This window comes from Campylobacter sp. CNRCH_2015_0338h, from assembly GCF_025772785.1.
Classification (GTDB): Bacteria; Campylobacterota; Campylobacteria; order Campylobacterales; family Campylobacteraceae; genus Campylobacter_D.
Map to the genome: position 1 here is coordinate 85878 of NZ_JAKMST010000006.1, position 15524 is coordinate 101401.

A 15524-nucleotide genomic window follows, 5' to 3' on the forward strand; every position below is an offset into this window, starting at 1 on the left:
TTATATTTTATTAAATTTTACTTTAGTTTTGATTAAGAGTGGCTTTTCTAGGGTCTAAAAATTCTACTTCTAATTTCTTATCTCTATCTTCTATATACACAGTAAAAATAGCCTCACCTTTTTTAAAATCACTAAATTCAAGTATCAATCTTGCTCTATCTATATGAGGATTTTTATAATCAGGCACTAAGGTTTGATCAACCCAGTTTAAATTTCTTCTTAAAGACATCACAAATTGTCTAGGGTATTTTTTATACTTTGAATGAACAATGATATTAGTTTGATCAAATAAAGTCCATGAGAAGTCAAAATAATAAATCTCATCAGGATAGTCAATTTCTTTTATTTTTACACTTGCTTTTTCATCTTTACTTAGGGTAAATTTATAAGTATAATCAAAAAATACTTCAGCCTTTAAAAAGTTAAACATCAAAAATAAAGATAAAAGTAAACGCAAAATCAACCCTCATGCCCTAAAATTTCAGCACTTAAGCCTATGTAAAAATCATTTTTTCTCTCATCTATTAAGAGTGAATTTTCCATTTGAAATTGCGCTACATCGCTTTCATTTAAATTATTTTTTTCTAAAAGCTCTATCATAGCGATATGATCGGCTAATAATTTTTCTAAAACATTTTCCAATGCACCTAAATTTGCATATTTTATTGTTTCGATAAATTTTTCTTTAGGGCTTTTTGCAAACATTTCATCAAAAATATCCATTTTTTAACCTTTCATGTGAGTTTGAATTTTTTCTATTAAAGTAGTTTTATCGTTAACTTCATCTAAGTCTTTAGTTTCTTTTTGCCAAGAAATATGTATATAATCCATCTTAGCATTTTTAGCACAAAGTCTGTCTTTTAAACTATCGCCTATAAAAATACTTTTTTCATATTTTGCTTCATCTGCGATTAATCTTAGCATCATAGGATCAGGCTTAGCTTCTATACCATAACTAACACCTAGTATTTTATCAAAATATGAAAGAATGTTTTGTTTTTTTAAAATAGGCACCAAGCTTTCTTGAGGTGCATTAGTAGCTATAGCCAGATAACAATCGTTTTTTTTACAAAATTCCAAAACCTCAAGCACACCATCAAAAAGTACCACACTTTGATCATAATGCTTAATAAAATATTTTTCATAACCTTCTTTAAAACTAGTATGTGAGTAAGTATCAACCCCATAAAAAATCTTAGCATAATTTTGCCCAGGAGTATTGATAGTATCTAAAATAAACTCTCTTTTTAAAGGTTCTAAATTTAAATCCACTCTTATCTCATTTACCGCACATACTATGGCATTAGCACTATCTATAAGCGTGCCATCCATATCAAAAATTACATTTATCAATATTCATCCTTAAATTTAATTTTATGTTTGTCTTTTTTATAACTTTGATTATTTTTTAGCTTATACAAAGCATTAGCTTTTGAAGCTAAGGTTTTTTGGTCTAAACTTTCATCTAAACACTCATTTACAAAAAGCTCTAAAGCTTTAGTATAAGTAGAATCCAAAAACACCGCTTGAACTTTTTCAAAGATTTTAGCATTTTTTTGCATTCTTTCTCTAAAAAGTGTTAAATCAAAATCTTCCCTTTTTAAAGCATTCACAGCAGAGTTGGTAAATTTTTCCAAAGCTCTTACATATTTAACTCTTAAAGCTTTTTCATCATTTTTCATTCTGCTGCACTTGTATTGATTCTACATTGTAATGCTTCTTGTACTAAATTTCTAGCTATTGAAGCTTCAGCATCTACAATGTGTAAATGTTTATCAGTGTGTGGGAAAATGATCTTAGCACCTGTACCACTTGTTTTTAAAACCGTTTGTATGGGTTTATTGAAATTAGAAAGCACTTGATAGAGCATATCAAGTTTAGCTTCATTGCTTATGGTTATAATAGCAACTGAGCATTCTTCTATATTAGCTACCTTTAATGTTTCTACTTGCGCTACACTAGCAAAAAAAACATTCTCATTTCTGCTACGCCCAAGCTCAACTAAATTTAAATCACTTTCTAAAACTAGATATGGAATACCTGTTTTTTTGATCTTTTGCACTACTTCTTGACCCAATCTTGTATAACCAAAAATGATAAAATGATCTTTCATTTTTTGATCACATAGATAAAATTTAGCCATATCATTTTGCTCACCTTCGGCTGCGTTGGCTATTTTTCTAAGATTATTTAAAATAAAAGGTGTTGCAACCATAGTGATGATAGAAACTATAATAAAAATTTGTGCTGTTTTTTCATCTATAAGCGAATTTACTTGCATTAGTGAAAACACCGCTAGAGCAAATTCTCCAATTTGAGAAATACTCAAAGCAGTTTTTAAAGCTACTCTTTTTCTCGTATAAAGGATTAAAAGACCATAAATTACTACAAATTTTATCAATAACACCAAGTTTACAAAAACAAAAATCAAAAACCAATTTTCAAAAACTATATGAAAATCAATTTGCAAGCCAACACTGATAAAGAAAAACCCTAAAAGTAAATCCCTAAAAGGAACCAAATCTGCTTCTATTTTATGTTTATATTTAGTTTCAGCTATCAAAGCTCCAGCTATGAATGCTCCAAGCGAGTAAGAAAAACCAAAAGAATGTGCTAAAAAGCTTGCTCCTATTACGGTAAAAAGTATGGTAGCGATGAAAATTTCATTTGCATTGGTCTTAATGATAAATTTTAAAACATAAGTAAAAAGGTATTTGCCTATAAAATAAAGCAAAACAAGTAAAATCACAGCACTGACTAAGGTTGTAAATAAAAGCTTTGAAATATCAGCGTTTTGAGAGCTAAATATATCAATCATTAATAGTAGTGGTATCACAGCAATATCTTGAAAAAGCAAAATTCCCAAAGCTTTTCGGCCATATTCTTCATTGATATCGCCACTATCATTAAGTATTTTTAAAACTATAGCTGTAGAAGATAAAGCTAGGGCAAAACCTGCTATCATTGCTATATGATTTGCTATACCTAAAATATAAGTTACAAGCAAAGTACAAACCAAGCCACAAGTTAGCATTTGTAAACTTCCATTTAAAAACACTTCTTTTTTCATTGCTAAAAGGTGTTTAAATGAAAATTCAAGCCCTATGGTAAACATTAAAAAAACTATACCAAACTCAGCCACATGGATAATGATTTCATTGGTGCTAAAACCATAAAATTCACGCACAAACAAACCTGTGGCTATATAGCCTATAATGGTTGGAATTCCAAATTTTTTAAGTATAACATTAAGTACGACAGCAACTGCTACTGCAGTTAAAAATAAAGTTATAAAAGCATCCACTCACCAACCTTTTGTAATGTTTTATTATTTTATTTTTTCTAAAAAAATTAAGTCAAAATTGCTTCTGTGTTTTACTACTGCTCTTGATTTTGAAGGATTATCTCTTCTATCAAGCTCTAATCTCAATTCTTCAATGGTATTTTCAAACTCATCAATTTTTGTTTTTAGCTTTAAAATCACATCAACACCAGCTAAATTAACTCCAAGATCTCTTGTTAAGCGTAAAATCATTTTGATTCTATCTATATCTTTTTGAGAATAAAGTCTCATTTTACCATCGGTTCTACTTGGTTCAACCAAACCTTCTTTTTCATATTGTCTTAAAGTTTGTGGGTGTATGCTTAAAACCTTTGCAACAACACTTATAAGATACACCGGTTCATCATAACTATGCTCCATTGCATACTCCTTTTAAGGTAATTTTTCTTCTAAAATTTTTACAAATTCAGGATCAAGGCTATTAATATCAGGTATTTTTACATTTAAAATTAAATACATATCTCCATAAAGGTCTGTTTTTCTATTTTGCACCCCATAGCCTTTAAGTCTGATTTTTTGATTGTTTTTTGAATTTGGTGGTATGGTGATTTTAACTTCTTTTCTTGGAGTATGTACGCTGATTTTATCTCCAAAGAGTGCTGTTTTTAAACTAATTTCAACCTTTTTGTATAAATCATCATCTTCTCTTTCATATTCATCACTTTTTTCAAGCTCTACCTTTAAAATCAAATCTCCTTTTTGTCCTTGAAAGCTTTTTCCCTTACCTCGTATGCGTAACTTTTCGCCATCTTTTATACCATGTGGAATTTTGATTTTAACTTGTTCGTTGTTGATATTTATTGTGTGTTCACCACCTAAAATTCCTTTTTCAAAAGGAATTTTAACACTTGCTTGCAAATCCAGATCCTCTTCAAAGCCACCAAAACCCCCAAAACCACTTCTAAAATTATTGCTAGAACTAAAACCTCTACCAAAACCTCCAAAGCCACCGCCAAAAATATTATTTAAAATATCATTAATATCAGCTCCGCCCGCATTTCTTGAAAAATCATGAAAACTTTGCCCACCAAACATAGAATCACCATATCTATCATATTGAGCTCTTTTTTTCTCATCACTTAAAATTTCATAAGCGGCGTTAATTTCTTTAAATTTTTCCTCAGCACCTGCTTCTTTATTGATATCTGGGTGGTATTGTCTTGCTAATTTTCTATAAGCTTTTTTTATTTCATCTGCGCTAGCATTTTGTGAAACACCTAGTGTCTCATATAAACTATTACTCATTTTTATTCCTTATTTTTTATAAGATTATACCATAAACTTTAGTCTTAGTCAATCAACTTTTATAAGTTTTAAAACTAAAGGTTTTATTTACAATTGCGTAAAAATAAAATTTTATACTTGTGTAAATTGATTTTACAAAGGATAATACATGAAAAAAACTATGGTTCTTTCTTTGGCATTAGCAACTAGTCTTTTTAGTGCTAGTATTGATTTTAAACAAGCAGATGATAATGTAAAAAGATCTTTACCAACTGATAATCAAAATACTATACTTTCTTATCATGATTCTATACAAAAAGTTAAAAATTCAGTTGTGAATATCTCAACCTCTAAAACCGTTCAAAGTAATTCCTTTGGGATTGATGATTTTTTCAATGATCCTTATTTTAAACAATTTTTTGGTTTTGATTTTCCACAAGCTCCAAAAAGTAAAAAAAATAAAAAAGAAGTAGTAAGTTCGCTTGGATCTGGTGTAATTATTTCAAGCGATGGTTATATTATAACAAATAATCATGTTATAGAAGATGCTGAAAAAATTACTGTAAATTTACCTGATTCTAGCACTGAATATAAAGCTAAATTAATCGGAGCTGATCCTAAAACAGATTTAGCGGTGATAAAAATAGAAGCAAAAAACTTACCCGCAGTAGTTTTTGCTGATTCAGATAAATTATTAGAAGGTGATGTAGTATTTGCCTTGGGTAATCCTTTTGGTGTTGGAAGTAGTGTTACAAGTGGGATTATCTCAGCTTTAAATAAAAATAATATAGGTTTAAATCAATATGAAAATTTTATTCAAACGGATGCTTCAATTAATCCTGGAAATTCAGGTGGGGCTTTGGTAGATAGTAGAGGGGCTCTAGTTGGGATAAATTCAGCCATACTTTCAAGAAGTGGAGGAAATAATGGTATAGGCTTTGCAATCCCTTCTAATATGGCAAAATCTATTGCACAAAAACTCATTGAACATGGAAAAATTGAAAGAGGATATTTAGGCGTAGTTATAGGAGCTTTAACTCAAGATATTAAAAAAGCTTATACTAATCAAGAAGGAGCTTTAATAACAGAAGTTCAAAAAGATTCAGCAGCTTATAATGCGGGATTAAAAAGAGGAGATTTGATTATAAAAGTAGATAAAACTGTGATTAAAAGCCCTATGGATTTAAAAAATTATATAGGAAGTATTGATCCAAAACAAGCTATAGAAGTAACTTATGAAAGAGATAATAAAGTTAAAACAGCTAAATTTATGCTAAAAACAGATGAAAAATCGCTACAATATGAAAAAGGTTATATTGATGGTTTAAAATTAGTAGAGCTTGATTCTAAAAATAAACAACAATACCGCATACCTGAAAATATTAGTGGTATTTTAATTACCGAAGTTACTCCAAAATCAAAAGCAGAAAAAATAGGTTTTGAGCAAGGTGATATTATCATAGGTATTGATCAATACGAAGTTTCAAATTTTAAAGAATTATCTAAGGCTTTAGAATTAAATAAAGGCAAAGAATATGTTAAAATTTGGATTAATAGAGGCGGTATGGTTAGAGCTTTACTTTTTTAAGAAAGGAAAAAAATGACAAATATTTTAATGATAGAAGATGATTTAGAATTAGCTGAGATTATAGCTGAATATTTAGAGCAATTTGATATGAAGGTAGATATTGCTCATGAACCTTATATAGGTCTTTCAAGACTTGCTTTAAATCCTTATGACTTAATCATTTTGGATTTAAGCTTGCCTGGGCTTGATGGACTTGAAGTATGCGAGGAAATTCGTAAAAAATATGATACACCTATTATCATTTCAAGTGCAAGACATGATATTAGCGATAAGGTTGCTGCGCTTGATTTGGGTGCTGATGATTATTTGCCAAAACCATATAATCCTCAAGAGCTTCAAGCAAGGATTAAAAGTCATTTAAGAAGAATTTCAAACACCAAAACCGCTCAAACTCAAGTTAAAAAAGATCTTGTATATGATAAATACAAACATACTATCACTATGAAAGATCAAGAAATTAGCTTTACTAATGCTGAATTTGATATTTTGAGTTATTTAATTAAAAAAGAAGGTGGAGTGGTGAGTCGTGAAGAACTTGTATATAATTGTAGTTCTATTAGTGAAGATTCTAGCAATAAAAGTATAGATGTAATCATTAGCAGAATCAGACAAAAAATCGGAGATGATCCTAAAACTCCAAAATATATTCATTCAATTAGAGGTATAGGATATAAATTAACTCAATGAATAAATCATCAATTTTTTATACTATAACCTTTGTTTTTTTACTTGCTAGTGTTAGTGTAATTTTGGCATTTTTATGGCTTATAAAATATGATCAGCAAAATTACACTAATGAGCTTAATGCGAAATATTCTTTTATAGCTAATGCAAGATTATTGTATTTTAATCATGTAATTAGTGAAAAAGAATTTTATGAGCAAACAAAAAATTACAAAATGATAGAATTAACAACCCCATCTTCTATAAGAAAAATCATCTATAAGGCTGAAACCATAGCACGCGCTCAAACTAGCACAGGTGTGGTTGAAATCATTACTTTAGAAGATAATGTGTATTTAAAAATCATTTTTGATGGTAAGCTTTATTTGTACAAAGATTTAGAATATCAAGGTTATCGTTATTTTGTGATTAAGCTTATTGCTAGTATAGTGGTAATGGTTTTATTGATTTTATATATTTTTATCATTAGAAAATTAAAACCACTTAGAGCTTTAAAAAGACAAATAGATAAATTTGGCGAAAACAAACTCAATGAAATTCAAAATGTCAGTAAAGGCAATGATGAAATTTCTCAAGTAGCAACAGCCTTTTATGAGTCTATTTTGAGAATTCAAAAACTAAACACTTCAAGGCAATTTTTCTTAAGAAATATTATGCATGAGTTAAAAACTCCTATCACTAAAGGTTTAATTACTTTAGAAATGCTTGAAGATAGCAAATATAAAGAAAGATTAGTAGGTGCTTTTAATCGTTTGGAAATTTTGATTAATGAATTTGCAGCCATTGAACAAATTACTTCAGGTGCTGGTTTAATTAATTTAAAAAAATACAATATCTTAGATCTTTTAGATGAAGCTAAAGATATAGCTATGAGTGATGATGAAAAAGTAAAAATTAGTATCAAAGAAAGCTTTAGTGTTAATGTGGATTTTAAACTTTTTACCACTGCAATGAAAAATATGATAGATAATGCAACAAAATACTCTGATGAAAATTGTGTTACCATAGAAATAACTAAAGAATATCTTTGCTTTAAAAACAAAGGAAAAGCCTTAGATAAAGACTTGAAATACTACACTCAAGCCTTTACGCAAGGAAAGAAAAACAAAGATAGTTTTGGACTTGGATTATATATTGTTAAGACTATTTTAGATTCTCATAAACTTACGCTTTATTATGAATATAAAGATGGTATTAATCATTTTTATTTTAATGATATGCAAAATATAATTTTAAACTAGGAAGCTCATGCCCTTATCGCATTTAAATGAAGAACAATACAAAGCTGCTAGTGCTCCTTTTGGGCACAATCTAATCATAGCAAGTGCAGGCACAGGTAAAACTTCAACCATAGTTGCAAGAATAGCCTTTTTACTTCAAAATGGTATAAAGCCTGAAAAAATTATGCTTTTAACCTTTACAAACAAAGCTAGTAAGGAAATGATAGAAAGACTTGGCAGGTATTTTGATAAAAGTATTACTTCAAAAATCACAGCAGGAACCTTTCATAGCACTGCTTATTCCCTACTTAAAGAGTTAAATCATGATATTATTTTAAAACCTGCTAGTGAGCTTAAAATTCTTTTACGTTCCATTTTTGAAAAACGCACTTTTCATCATTTAAGCGACACTAAACCTTATATGCCAAGTTATTTGTATGATGTGTATTCTTTATTTCAAAATACTAATGCAAATTTAGATGAATTTTATAATTGGTTTTGTCAAAATTATGATGAACAAGCTGTTTATGCTGAAATTTATGAAGATATTTTAAAAGAATACGAAGAAGAAAAAGCACGTTTTAATTATGTGGATTTTAATGATTTATTGATCAAATTAAAACATGTTTTAGCTTCACATCATTTTGAATTTGATGAGATTTTGGTAGATGAGTACCAAGATACTAATACTTTACAAGGTTCATTAATTGATGCTTTTAAAAGTAAAAGTTTATTTTGTGTGGGGGATTATGACCAAAGTATTTATGCTTTTAATGGGGCTGATATTTCTATTATAGGAAGTTTTAAAGATAGATTTATCGATGCAAATATTTTTACTTTAAATAAAAACTATCGTTCTAGTAAAAATATACTTGCGCTGGCTAATAAGGTAATTTTAAACAATGAAAGATTATATCCTAAAGAATTGATTGTAACTAGAGAAGGAGATTTTAAAGCACCAAGTTTGCTAACTTTCAATGAATTATTTGATCAATACTCTACCATAGCAAAAATAATCTTACAAAGTGGAGTTAATCTTGATGAAATCGCTGTTATTTTTAGAAACAATTCTAGTGCAGATGGAGTAGAAGTTGCCTTGAGAGAACTTGGTATAGCAAGCAAAAGAAAAGGCGGGGGAAGTTTTTTTGAAAGCTTGGAAGTTAAAAACTTTTGCTCTATGCTTGCAATCGTGCTTAATCCAAAAGATATCATGGCTTTTATACACTTACTTGAATATACCAAAGGAGTTGGCGGGGTTTTAGCAAAAGATATTTTTGACGCTCTATTAAAACTGGGACATTCTAGTTTGATTAAAGGTTTTTTAAATCCTGATAATAGTGTGAGTTTAAAAAAATACAAAAAACAAAGTTACCAACTAGGACTTTTTGATGATATTGAGGAGCTAGCCTCGCCTTCAAGATTTAATCTAAAAAGTGAATTTAACACCCACCCTATTTTAAGCCTTCCTAAAATCAACGAGCTTTGTGCGAAAAATCTTGAAAAAATTTATCTTTTTATTAAAAAAGCAAGCGAGTGTAAGGTTTCAACTCAGCTTGTAAATTTGATCTTAGAAAATGATTATTTTAAAGAAATTTGTGATATTTTAGCAACCAAAAGAGCGACTAATAAAAACTCCAATGTTGATTTAAATAAAAAAAATGAAATTTTAGAAAAAATCAATGCAAAAATGTTTGTATTAAAAGAACTTGCTAAAAATTACAGTGATAATTATAAATATTATAATTTTCTTACTCTTGGTGCTAGTGAAATGAGTAGTGGTAGTGGGGTTAATCTTTTAAGTATACATGCTAGTAAGGGGCTTGAGTTTGAGCTTGTATTTGTAATTGATCTTGCACAAGGAAGATTTCCTAATCAAAAACTCATGAGCATGGGTGGAAGTTTAGAAGAAGAAAGAAGGCTTTTTTATGTAGCTGTAACTAGAGCTAAGGATACTTTATACTTAAGCTATGCAAAATATGACAAGATTAAAAAAAGCAATTATCAACCCTCGTGTTTTCTAATCGAAGCAGGTATGTGCAAAGAAGAACAAAAATAAGACTTTATTAATCTTTTTATATTATGATTAATAAAAATCATTCAAGGAGAAAAAATGAATAGTGTATTATTCAAAGGAAATAAAGTAAATCTAAAAGGAAACAACATCCAAGTTGGCGATATGGCTCCAAATATCACCTTAAAAGCTAAAGATCTTTCAGGTGTTGAAATTGCCCCAAAAGGCAAAACTCAAATTATTATCAGCGTGCCAAGCCTTGATACTCCAGTATGTGCAACTGAAGCTAGAGAATTTAATAAAAAAGCAGCAGCAAGCGGTGTAGAAGTAATCGTAGTTAGCATGGACTTACCATTTGCTATGGGTCGTTTTTGCTCAACTGAAGGTATAGATAATTTAACTGTTGCAAGTGATTTTGTTTCTAAAGAATTTGGTGAAAAATATGGTGTTTTAATGGCTGATGGTCCACTTGAGGGAATTTTAGCTAGAGCAGTGTTTGTAGTTAAAGATGGTGTGGTTGCTTATAAAGAATTGGTAAATGAAGTAACAGAGCTTCCAAATATGCAAGCTTTAGAAAGCTTCTTTGGTCAAAGTTGTGGATGTGGTGGTTGTGGTTGCCACTAAAATTTAAAAGCCTTTTATAGGCTTTTAAAATTTAAAAACATGGAAAATTTTCTTTCTCGTTTTGAAATAGAAAAACAAGATCTCAAACTTATACAAGAGCACTTACAAATAATAAACATCGAAAAAGACTTTAAGGTCAATGATAAATGTTTAGGATTTATAAAAATTTTAAAAGGTGAGCTTAGAGCTTTTATTTTAACCCCAAATGCAAAAGAAATAACACTTTTTCACCTTAAAGAAAATGACGAATGCGTTATTTGCTCTGAGTGTAATATGGATGGTATATCTTATGATGTTTTTATACAAAGTACTCAAAATACAAGTATAGCCATCATCCCCTCTTCAACTTTTCAAATTTTAAAAGAAAAATATCCAAAAATTAATAATTATGTTTTAAGTTTAATCACCAAGCGTTTTAATACCTTAATCAAAGTTTTAGAACAAGCTTTATTTATGCCTTTATCTTCTAGAATTTGTGATTTTTTGAAAGAAAATGCTAGCAACAATACTTTAAAAATTACCCATGAAGCTTTAGCTAATCACTTAGGAAGCGCCAGAGAAGCCGTTTCAAGAATTTTAAAAGAATTAGAAAAAGAAGGTAAAATCAAACTTGAAAGATCTAAAATAATACTAATTTCTTTGTAACTTTATCACAGAAATACTTTTAAAATTTATTTATAATATCAACAAAAAGGAGAAATTATGAGTAAATTAGAAAGAGTGCTAAGAATAGCTTTAGCTATAGTGGCGTTTTCTTTAGGAGTTTATTTTTCAACTTGGTGGGGATTATTGGGTTTAATTCCTTTATTAACAAGTATTTTTGCTGTTTGTCCTATAAGAGTACTTAGTGGAAAACAAGCTTGTCCACTTGGGGTTTGCCCTATTTCTAAAAAGAAAAACTAGGAATGATTTACTAGTTTTTCTAGCTTTGGTGTAATGACAAATCTACAATAAGCTTGGCTGGGATTATTTTTAAAATATTTTTGATGATAATCCTCAGCCTTATAAAATTTTTCTAATTTTAAAACTTGCGTAACTATAGCTTTAGTGTAATATTTTTGTACTTTTTGTAAAAAATTGCTAATAATTTTTAACTCCTCATTAGTTTGATAAAAAATAACTGATCTATATTGTATCCCCTCATCAACACCTTGTTTATCTAGGCTTGTTGGATCATGCATTTTGAGAAAAATTTCTAAGATTTTTTCTAATGAAATTTGTTTTTCATTATAAATTATCTTAGCTACTTCTATATTCCCATCACCATTTATCACGCTTTCATAACTTGGATTTGGCTTGCCACCGCTATAACCTACTTCTGTATAAACTACGCCTTTAATTTCATCAAACACAGCTTGAGTACACCAAAAACAACCCGCACCTAAGATAATTTCTTTATTTGTCATTATTTTCTAAATCCTCATTTTCTTTTAAAACAAGTTGCATAAGATAAAGTTCTTCTCCATCTATGATTTTTAGATCTTTATCTTCGCATTTTGGGCACCAAAAGATATTATTTTCAAGCACTCCGCTAAAATGGCATTTTTGACATTCAACTACTACTTCTTGAATATGCATAATAAATTTAGCATTCTTACACAAAGGACTATTTTCTTTAAAAGTTTCAAAGCTTCTTTGTAAAAGTGGAGGTTCAACCCCGCTTAAGCGCCCTATTTTAACATGCACTTCTTCAATAACTTTTCCTTGAGCATATTCTTCGCAAAGCTCTAGTAATGATTCTGTAATACTTAACTCATGCATTAGCAAATTCTTGGCAAAAGTTCGCCTTTTGGAGCCTCTAAAATGCGTTTTGCTCCATAAGCATTTTCTAAAACCACTCTTGTTTTTTCATTAGCTGTGATTTCACCTATAATGGCTGCATTAGCATTAAATTGTTTTAAAATCTCTAATACTTTTTGCTCATCTTTTTTATCTACACAAATAATAAAAGTTCCTTCATTTGCAAGTTCATAAGGCTCATACCCAAAAAGCTCACAAACCCCTAAAACTTCGTCACAAACTGGAATTTTTTCTTCGTATATTAAAAGCTCTAAATTACTCAATTTAGACCATTCATTTAAAACCGCACTAAGCCCACCACGCGTAGCATCACGCATTGCTTTTATAGAAATATCTGCATTTAAAAGCGCTAAAACTTCATCTTTTAAGCTTTTGCAATCACTTTGGATATTTGCCTCTAAATTATTTCTTTCAATCAAAACTGCACAACCATGAGCTCCAATATCCCTTGAAACTAAGATGCTACAACCACTTTTTAAGTCTTTGGTATTGATTTTTTGTATATTTTTACCTATACATGAAGTGTTAATATATATTTCATCGCCTTTATTTTTAGGAACAACTTTAGTATCCCCGCAAACTAGTTTTACTCCCGCTTTATCGCATTCTTCTTTTATAGATTTTAGTATAATTTTTAACTTTTCTATCTCAAAACCCTCTTCTAAAATCAAAGCTAGCGATAAATATAGCGGTTTTGCTCCTACCATTAATACATCATTTACGCTACCGCAAACTGCTAATTTTCCTATATTTATATCTTTTAAAAAGATAGGATTTAGTACAAAAGAATCGGTGCTAAAAGCTAAATCATCTAAAATAGCAGCGTCATTTGCTTCTTTTAAAACATCATTTTCAAAAATAGAAAAAATTTCATTTATCAAAGCATTCATTTCTTCGCCACCACCACCGTGGGCTAGAGTAATTTGTTTCATTTTATGCCTTATCTTGATAGTATTTATAATAAGCCGCACAAGCTCCTTCACTAGAAACCATACAGCTACCTATAGGATTTTTTGGAGTGCAAGCTTTTGCAAACACCTTACAATCATAAGGCTTAGCTAAGCCTCTTAAAATTTGACCACAAATACAAGCTTTACTCTCATCTTTACTTTGCACTTTACAATCAAACACTTTGCTAACATCTAAGTGCGCAAATTCATCTTTTAAACAAAGCCCACCATTTACAATCACTCCAAGACCTCTAAATTCAAAATCACAAGGTTTAAAGTATTTTTCCACTAAAGCCTTAGCTTTTAAATTTCCCTCTTTGCTAACCACTCTGTGATATTCATTATAAACTTCAAAAGTATTTGCATTCATTTGCTCTACTATATTTAACACACTAAGCATTATATCAACTGGCTCAAAACCACTCACTGCTATAGGAGTTTTGTATTTTTTAGCAATAGGTTCATAAATGTTTGATCCTGTGATAACACTTACATGAGAAGGTCCTAAAAAGGCATCAATTATTACATTTTTATCTTGCATGATAGTTTCTACTGCGGGTGGAACTAATACATGATTGATATGAAAAAATAAATTTTTTAAATTTAAGGCTATACTTTTTTCTATAATCACCCCACTCATAGGTGTAGTTGTCTCAAAACCTATGGCAAAAAAGATTATATTTTTTTCAGGATTTTTTATGGCTATATCTATCACATCCAAAGGTGTATAAAGTGCTCTAATATCAGCTCCTTTGGCTCTAAGATCAATTAAGCTTTCATAACTTCCTGGCACTTTAAGCATATCGCCTAATACACAAAAGATAGTATTTGGCATACTTGCAAGCTTTAAAGCTACATCAATACGCTCTCTTGGCATAACACATACAGGACAACCTGGGCCATGAACAAAATTAATTTCTTTGGGCAATAAATCAGGCAAACCAAATTTCATAATACTATGCGTATGTCCACCACAAATTTCCATGATATTAATAGGCTTAGTAATTTTAGAAGCAATAAGTTCTTTTAGGGCTAAAATTCTTTCTTTATTTCTAAAATCATTAATTAAATCCATTTTTTAGCCCCATATCGCCTTCATTTTCATCAATTTGCCCATTTTGCATTTTCTCTGCTATATCAGTATAAATTTTTAAACTCTCTTGTGCAGCTTGAGTGTCGATTTTTTCCATAGCAAAACCTACATGTATAAGCACATAATCACCTACCTTTAAAGGCTCACTTATTAAATCCAAACTTACTCTTCTTTTAACCCCTAAAGTTTCTACTATAGCTGAATTTAGCTCATCAATTTCTAAAATTTTAGAAGGTATAGAAAGACACATTAGTTAAGCTCCTTTTTCATTTTTAGATAATTTATCCAAAGATCAAATCCTGTTTTTGTTTTGCTATCTAAAATCATAATATCTATTTTAGGATTTAGCCTTTTAGCAGCCATAGAAGCTGCTTTAAAATCAAAGTCAAAATGCTGAGCTAAATCGGCTTTAGTAATGACTAATAAATCAGCCTTTCTAAACATCACTGGATATTTTTCTACCTTATCACTACCTTCTGTTACTGAAAGTAAAACTACATTTAAATGCTCACCCAAATCATAACTTGCAGGACATACTAAATTTCCCACATTTTCAACAAATACTATATCAAGTTCACTAAGTTTAAAATGATGTAAAGCTTCATGCACCATAAAAGCATCTAAATGACAAGTTTGTCCTGTGGTGATTTGATGAGCTAAGCCTCCTGCTTTGATAATGCGATTTGCATCATTATTAGTTTCTAAATCCCCTTCAATCACGGCTATTTTTAAATCATCTTTTAAAGTTTTTATAGTTTCTTCTAAAAGTGTTGTTTTACCGCTTCCTGGAGAACTCATTAGATTAATACAAAGAGTATTATACTCATTAAAATGCTCTCTATTATGAGCTGCTTGATGATCATTTTTTGATAAAATTTTACTAATAACATTAATAGTTTTTTCATCTTTTAAAGCTGGATTTTCATGATGGTGATCATGATGATGCTCATGTCCATTAATAGAACAGCCACAATCTTTACACATAAT

20 protein-coding genes are annotated in these 15524 nt (G+C 29.7%); 7 read left to right on the forward strand and 13 right to left on the reverse strand.

Annotated elements, in window-relative coordinates; translation table 11 throughout:
* Positions 1-22 precede the first annotated feature (22 nt).
* From L8X30_RS05645 to L8X30_RS05675, 7 genes are read right to left on the reverse strand one after another with little or no spacing between them, the layout of a single operon-like run.
* Positions 23-430, reverse strand: a complete 408-nt coding sequence (locus L8X30_RS05645; protein ID WP_263679458.1) for an exporting protein — start codon at positions 428-430, stop codon at positions 23-25.
* 29 nt (positions 431-459) lie between these two features.
* Positions 460-723, reverse strand: a complete 264-nt coding sequence (locus L8X30_RS05650; protein WP_039618310.1) for a DUF2018 family protein — start codon at positions 721-723, stop codon at positions 460-462.
* A gap of 3 nt (positions 724-726) precedes the next feature.
* The gene (locus L8X30_RS05655) at positions 727-1353 is read right to left on the reverse strand and encodes an HAD family hydrolase (protein WP_263679424.1); all 627 of its coding nucleotides are present in this window, start codon (positions 1351-1353) and stop codon (positions 727-729) included.
* Positions 1350-1682, reverse strand: coding sequence for a hypothetical protein (locus tag L8X30_RS05660; RefSeq protein WP_263663304.1), 333 nt, complete (start codon positions 1680-1682; stop codon positions 1350-1352). Before L8X30_RS05660 ends, L8X30_RS05655 begins: the two co-directional genes overlap by 4 nt.
* Positions 1679-3304: a cation:proton antiporter gene (locus L8X30_RS05665; protein ID WP_263679425.1), complete on the reverse strand. Its 1626-nt coding sequence runs from the start codon at positions 3302-3304 to the stop codon at positions 1679-1681. Before L8X30_RS05665 ends, L8X30_RS05660 begins: the two co-directional genes overlap by 4 nt.
* 24 nt (positions 3305-3328) lie before the next feature.
* Positions 3329-3703: a heat shock protein transcriptional repressor HspR gene (locus L8X30_RS05670; protein WP_039668403.1), complete on the reverse strand. Its 375-nt coding sequence runs from the start codon at positions 3701-3703 to the stop codon at positions 3329-3331.
* 12 nt (positions 3704-3715) lie between these two features.
* A complete protein-coding gene (locus tag L8X30_RS05675) occupies positions 3716-4588 on the reverse strand; it encodes a co-chaperone-curved DNA binding protein A (protein ID WP_039628332.1) in 873 nt (290 codons plus the stop codon).
* Between the two features lie 148 nt (positions 4589-4736).
* On the opposite strand from L8X30_RS05675, the gene L8X30_RS05680 reads away from it, so the two are divergent.
* From L8X30_RS05680 to L8X30_RS05710, 7 genes are read left to right on the forward strand one after another with little or no spacing between them, the layout of a single operon-like run.
* Entirely contained in the window at positions 4737-6155 is a 1419-nt protein-coding gene (locus tag L8X30_RS05680) for a DegQ family serine endoprotease (RefSeq protein ID WP_263679426.1), read from the forward strand.
* Between the two features lie 12 nt (positions 6156-6167).
* Complete coding sequence (locus tag L8X30_RS05685; protein WP_039618324.1) at positions 6168-6842, forward strand: response regulator transcription factor; 675 nt, start codon at positions 6168-6170, stop codon at positions 6840-6842.
* A complete protein-coding gene (locus tag L8X30_RS05690) occupies positions 6839-8080 on the forward strand; it encodes an ArsS family sensor histidine kinase (RefSeq protein WP_263679427.1) in 1242 nt (413 codons plus the stop codon). The genes L8X30_RS05685 and L8X30_RS05690 overlap by 4 nt, the downstream gene beginning before the upstream one ends.
* Positions 8081-8087: 7 nt before the next feature.
* A complete protein-coding gene (locus L8X30_RS05695; RefSeq protein ID WP_263679428.1) occupies positions 8088-10115 on the forward strand; it encodes an ATP-dependent helicase in 2028 nt (675 codons plus the stop codon).
* A 54-nt stretch (positions 10116-10169) separates the two neighbouring features.
* The gene (tpx, locus tag L8X30_RS05700; RefSeq protein WP_012661493.1) at positions 10170-10694 is read left to right on the forward strand and encodes a thiol peroxidase; all 525 of its coding nucleotides are present in this window, start codon (positions 10170-10172) and stop codon (positions 10692-10694) included.
* Between the two features lie 39 nt (positions 10695-10733).
* The gene (locus L8X30_RS05705; RefSeq protein ID WP_257404107.1) at positions 10734-11339 is read left to right on the forward strand and encodes a Crp/Fnr family transcriptional regulator; all 606 of its coding nucleotides are present in this window, start codon (positions 10734-10736) and stop codon (positions 11337-11339) included.
* A gap of 57 nt (positions 11340-11396) precedes the next feature.
* Positions 11397-11597 carry a DUF2892 domain-containing protein gene (locus tag L8X30_RS05710; protein WP_263679429.1) on the forward strand — a complete coding sequence of 67 codons (201 nt, stop codon included), beginning with the start codon at positions 11397-11399 and terminating at the stop codon, positions 11595-11597.
* Here the strand turns inward: L8X30_RS05710 and msrA are convergent.
* The 6 genes from msrA to hypB are packed head-to-tail and all read right to left on the reverse strand — an operon-like array spanning position 11594 to position 15521.
* Complete coding sequence (gene msrA, locus L8X30_RS05715; RefSeq protein WP_263679430.1) at positions 11594-12100, reverse strand: peptide-methionine (S)-S-oxide reductase MsrA; 507 nt, start codon at positions 12098-12100, stop codon at positions 11594-11596. The genes L8X30_RS05710 and msrA overlap by 4 nt on opposite strands.
* Entirely contained in the window at positions 12090-12455 is a 366-nt protein-coding gene (locus L8X30_RS05720) for a hydrogenase maturation nickel metallochaperone HypA (protein ID WP_039618337.1), read from the reverse strand. The genes msrA and L8X30_RS05720 overlap by 11 nt, the downstream gene beginning before the upstream one ends.
* A complete protein-coding gene (gene hypE, locus L8X30_RS05725) occupies positions 12455-13426 on the reverse strand; it encodes a hydrogenase expression/formation protein HypE (RefSeq protein WP_263679431.1) in 972 nt (323 codons plus the stop codon). Before hypE ends, L8X30_RS05720 begins: the two co-directional genes overlap by 1 nt.
* 1 nt (position 13427) lies before the next feature.
* The gene (gene hypD, locus L8X30_RS05730) at positions 13428-14519 is read right to left on the reverse strand and encodes a hydrogenase formation protein HypD (protein WP_263679432.1); all 1092 of its coding nucleotides are present in this window, start codon (positions 14517-14519) and stop codon (positions 13428-13430) included.
* A complete protein-coding gene (locus L8X30_RS05735; RefSeq protein WP_039618343.1) occupies positions 14506-14787 on the reverse strand; it encodes a HypC/HybG/HupF family hydrogenase formation chaperone in 282 nt (93 codons plus the stop codon). Before L8X30_RS05735 ends, hypD begins: the two co-directional genes overlap by 14 nt.
* A complete protein-coding gene (gene hypB / locus L8X30_RS05740; RefSeq protein ID WP_263679433.1) occupies positions 14787-15521 on the reverse strand; it encodes a hydrogenase nickel incorporation protein HypB in 735 nt (244 codons plus the stop codon). The genes L8X30_RS05735 and hypB overlap by 1 nt, the downstream gene beginning before the upstream one ends.
* Positions 15522-15524: the final 3 nt, after the last annotated feature.

Bases quoted from the DNA above. Each gene is read 5' to 3' on its own strand.
- L8X30_RS05650 (WP_039618310.1), bottom strand. From the start codon at position 723: ATGGATATTTTTGATGAAATGTTTGCAAAAAGCCCTAAAGAAAAATTT.
- L8X30_RS05645 (WP_263679458.1), bottom strand. From the start codon at position 430: ATGTTTAACTTTTTAAAGGCTGAAGTATTTTTTGATTATACTTATAAA.
- L8X30_RS05660 (WP_263663304.1), bottom strand. From the start codon at position 1,682: ATGAAAAATGATGAAAAAGCTTTAAGAGTTAAATATGTAAGAGCTTTG.
- L8X30_RS05675 (WP_039628332.1), bottom strand. From the start codon at position 4,588: ATGAGTAATAGTTTATATGAGACACTAGGTGTTTCACAAAATGCTAGC.
- msrA (WP_263679430.1), bottom strand. From the start codon at position 12,100: ATGACAAATAAAGAAATTATCTTAGGTGCGGGTTGTTTTTGGTGTACT.
- L8X30_RS05735 (WP_039618343.1), bottom strand. From the start codon at position 14,787: ATGTGTCTTTCTATACCTTCTAAAATTTTAGAAATTGATGAGCTAAAT.
- L8X30_RS05710 (WP_263679429.1), top strand. From the start codon at position 11,397: ATGAGTAAATTAGAAAGAGTGCTAAGAATAGCTTTAGCTATAGTGGCG.
- L8X30_RS05685 (WP_039618324.1), top strand. From the start codon at position 6,168: ATGACAAATATTTTAATGATAGAAGATGATTTAGAATTAGCTGAGATT.
- L8X30_RS05670 (WP_039668403.1), bottom strand. From the start codon at position 3,703: ATGGAGCATAGTTATGATGAACCGGTGTATCTTATAAGTGTTGTTGCA.
- L8X30_RS05695 (WP_263679428.1), top strand. From the start codon at position 8,088: ATGCCCTTATCGCATTTAAATGAAGAACAATACAAAGCTGCTAGTGCT.
- L8X30_RS05680 (WP_263679426.1), top strand. From the start codon at position 4,737: ATGAAAAAAACTATGGTTCTTTCTTTGGCATTAGCAACTAGTCTTTTT.
- hypD (WP_263679432.1), bottom strand. From the start codon at position 14,519: ATGGATTTAATTAATGATTTTAGAAATAAAGAAAGAATTTTAGCCCTA.
- tpx (WP_012661493.1), top strand. From the start codon at position 10,170: ATGAATAGTGTATTATTCAAAGGAAATAAAGTAAATCTAAAAGGAAAC.
- hypB (WP_263679433.1), bottom strand. From the start codon at position 15,521: ATGTGTAAAGATTGTGGCTGTTCTATTAATGGACATGAGCATCATCAT.
- hypE (WP_263679431.1), bottom strand. From the start codon at position 13,426: ATGAAACAAATTACTCTAGCCCACGGTGGTGGTGGCGAAGAAATGAAT.
- L8X30_RS05720 (WP_039618337.1), bottom strand. From the start codon at position 12,455: ATGCATGAGTTAAGTATTACAGAATCATTACTAGAGCTTTGCGAAGAA.
- L8X30_RS05690 (WP_263679427.1), top strand. From the start codon at position 6,839: ATGAATAAATCATCAATTTTTTATACTATAACCTTTGTTTTTTTACTT.
- L8X30_RS05705 (WP_257404107.1), top strand. From the start codon at position 10,734: ATGGAAAATTTTCTTTCTCGTTTTGAAATAGAAAAACAAGATCTCAAA.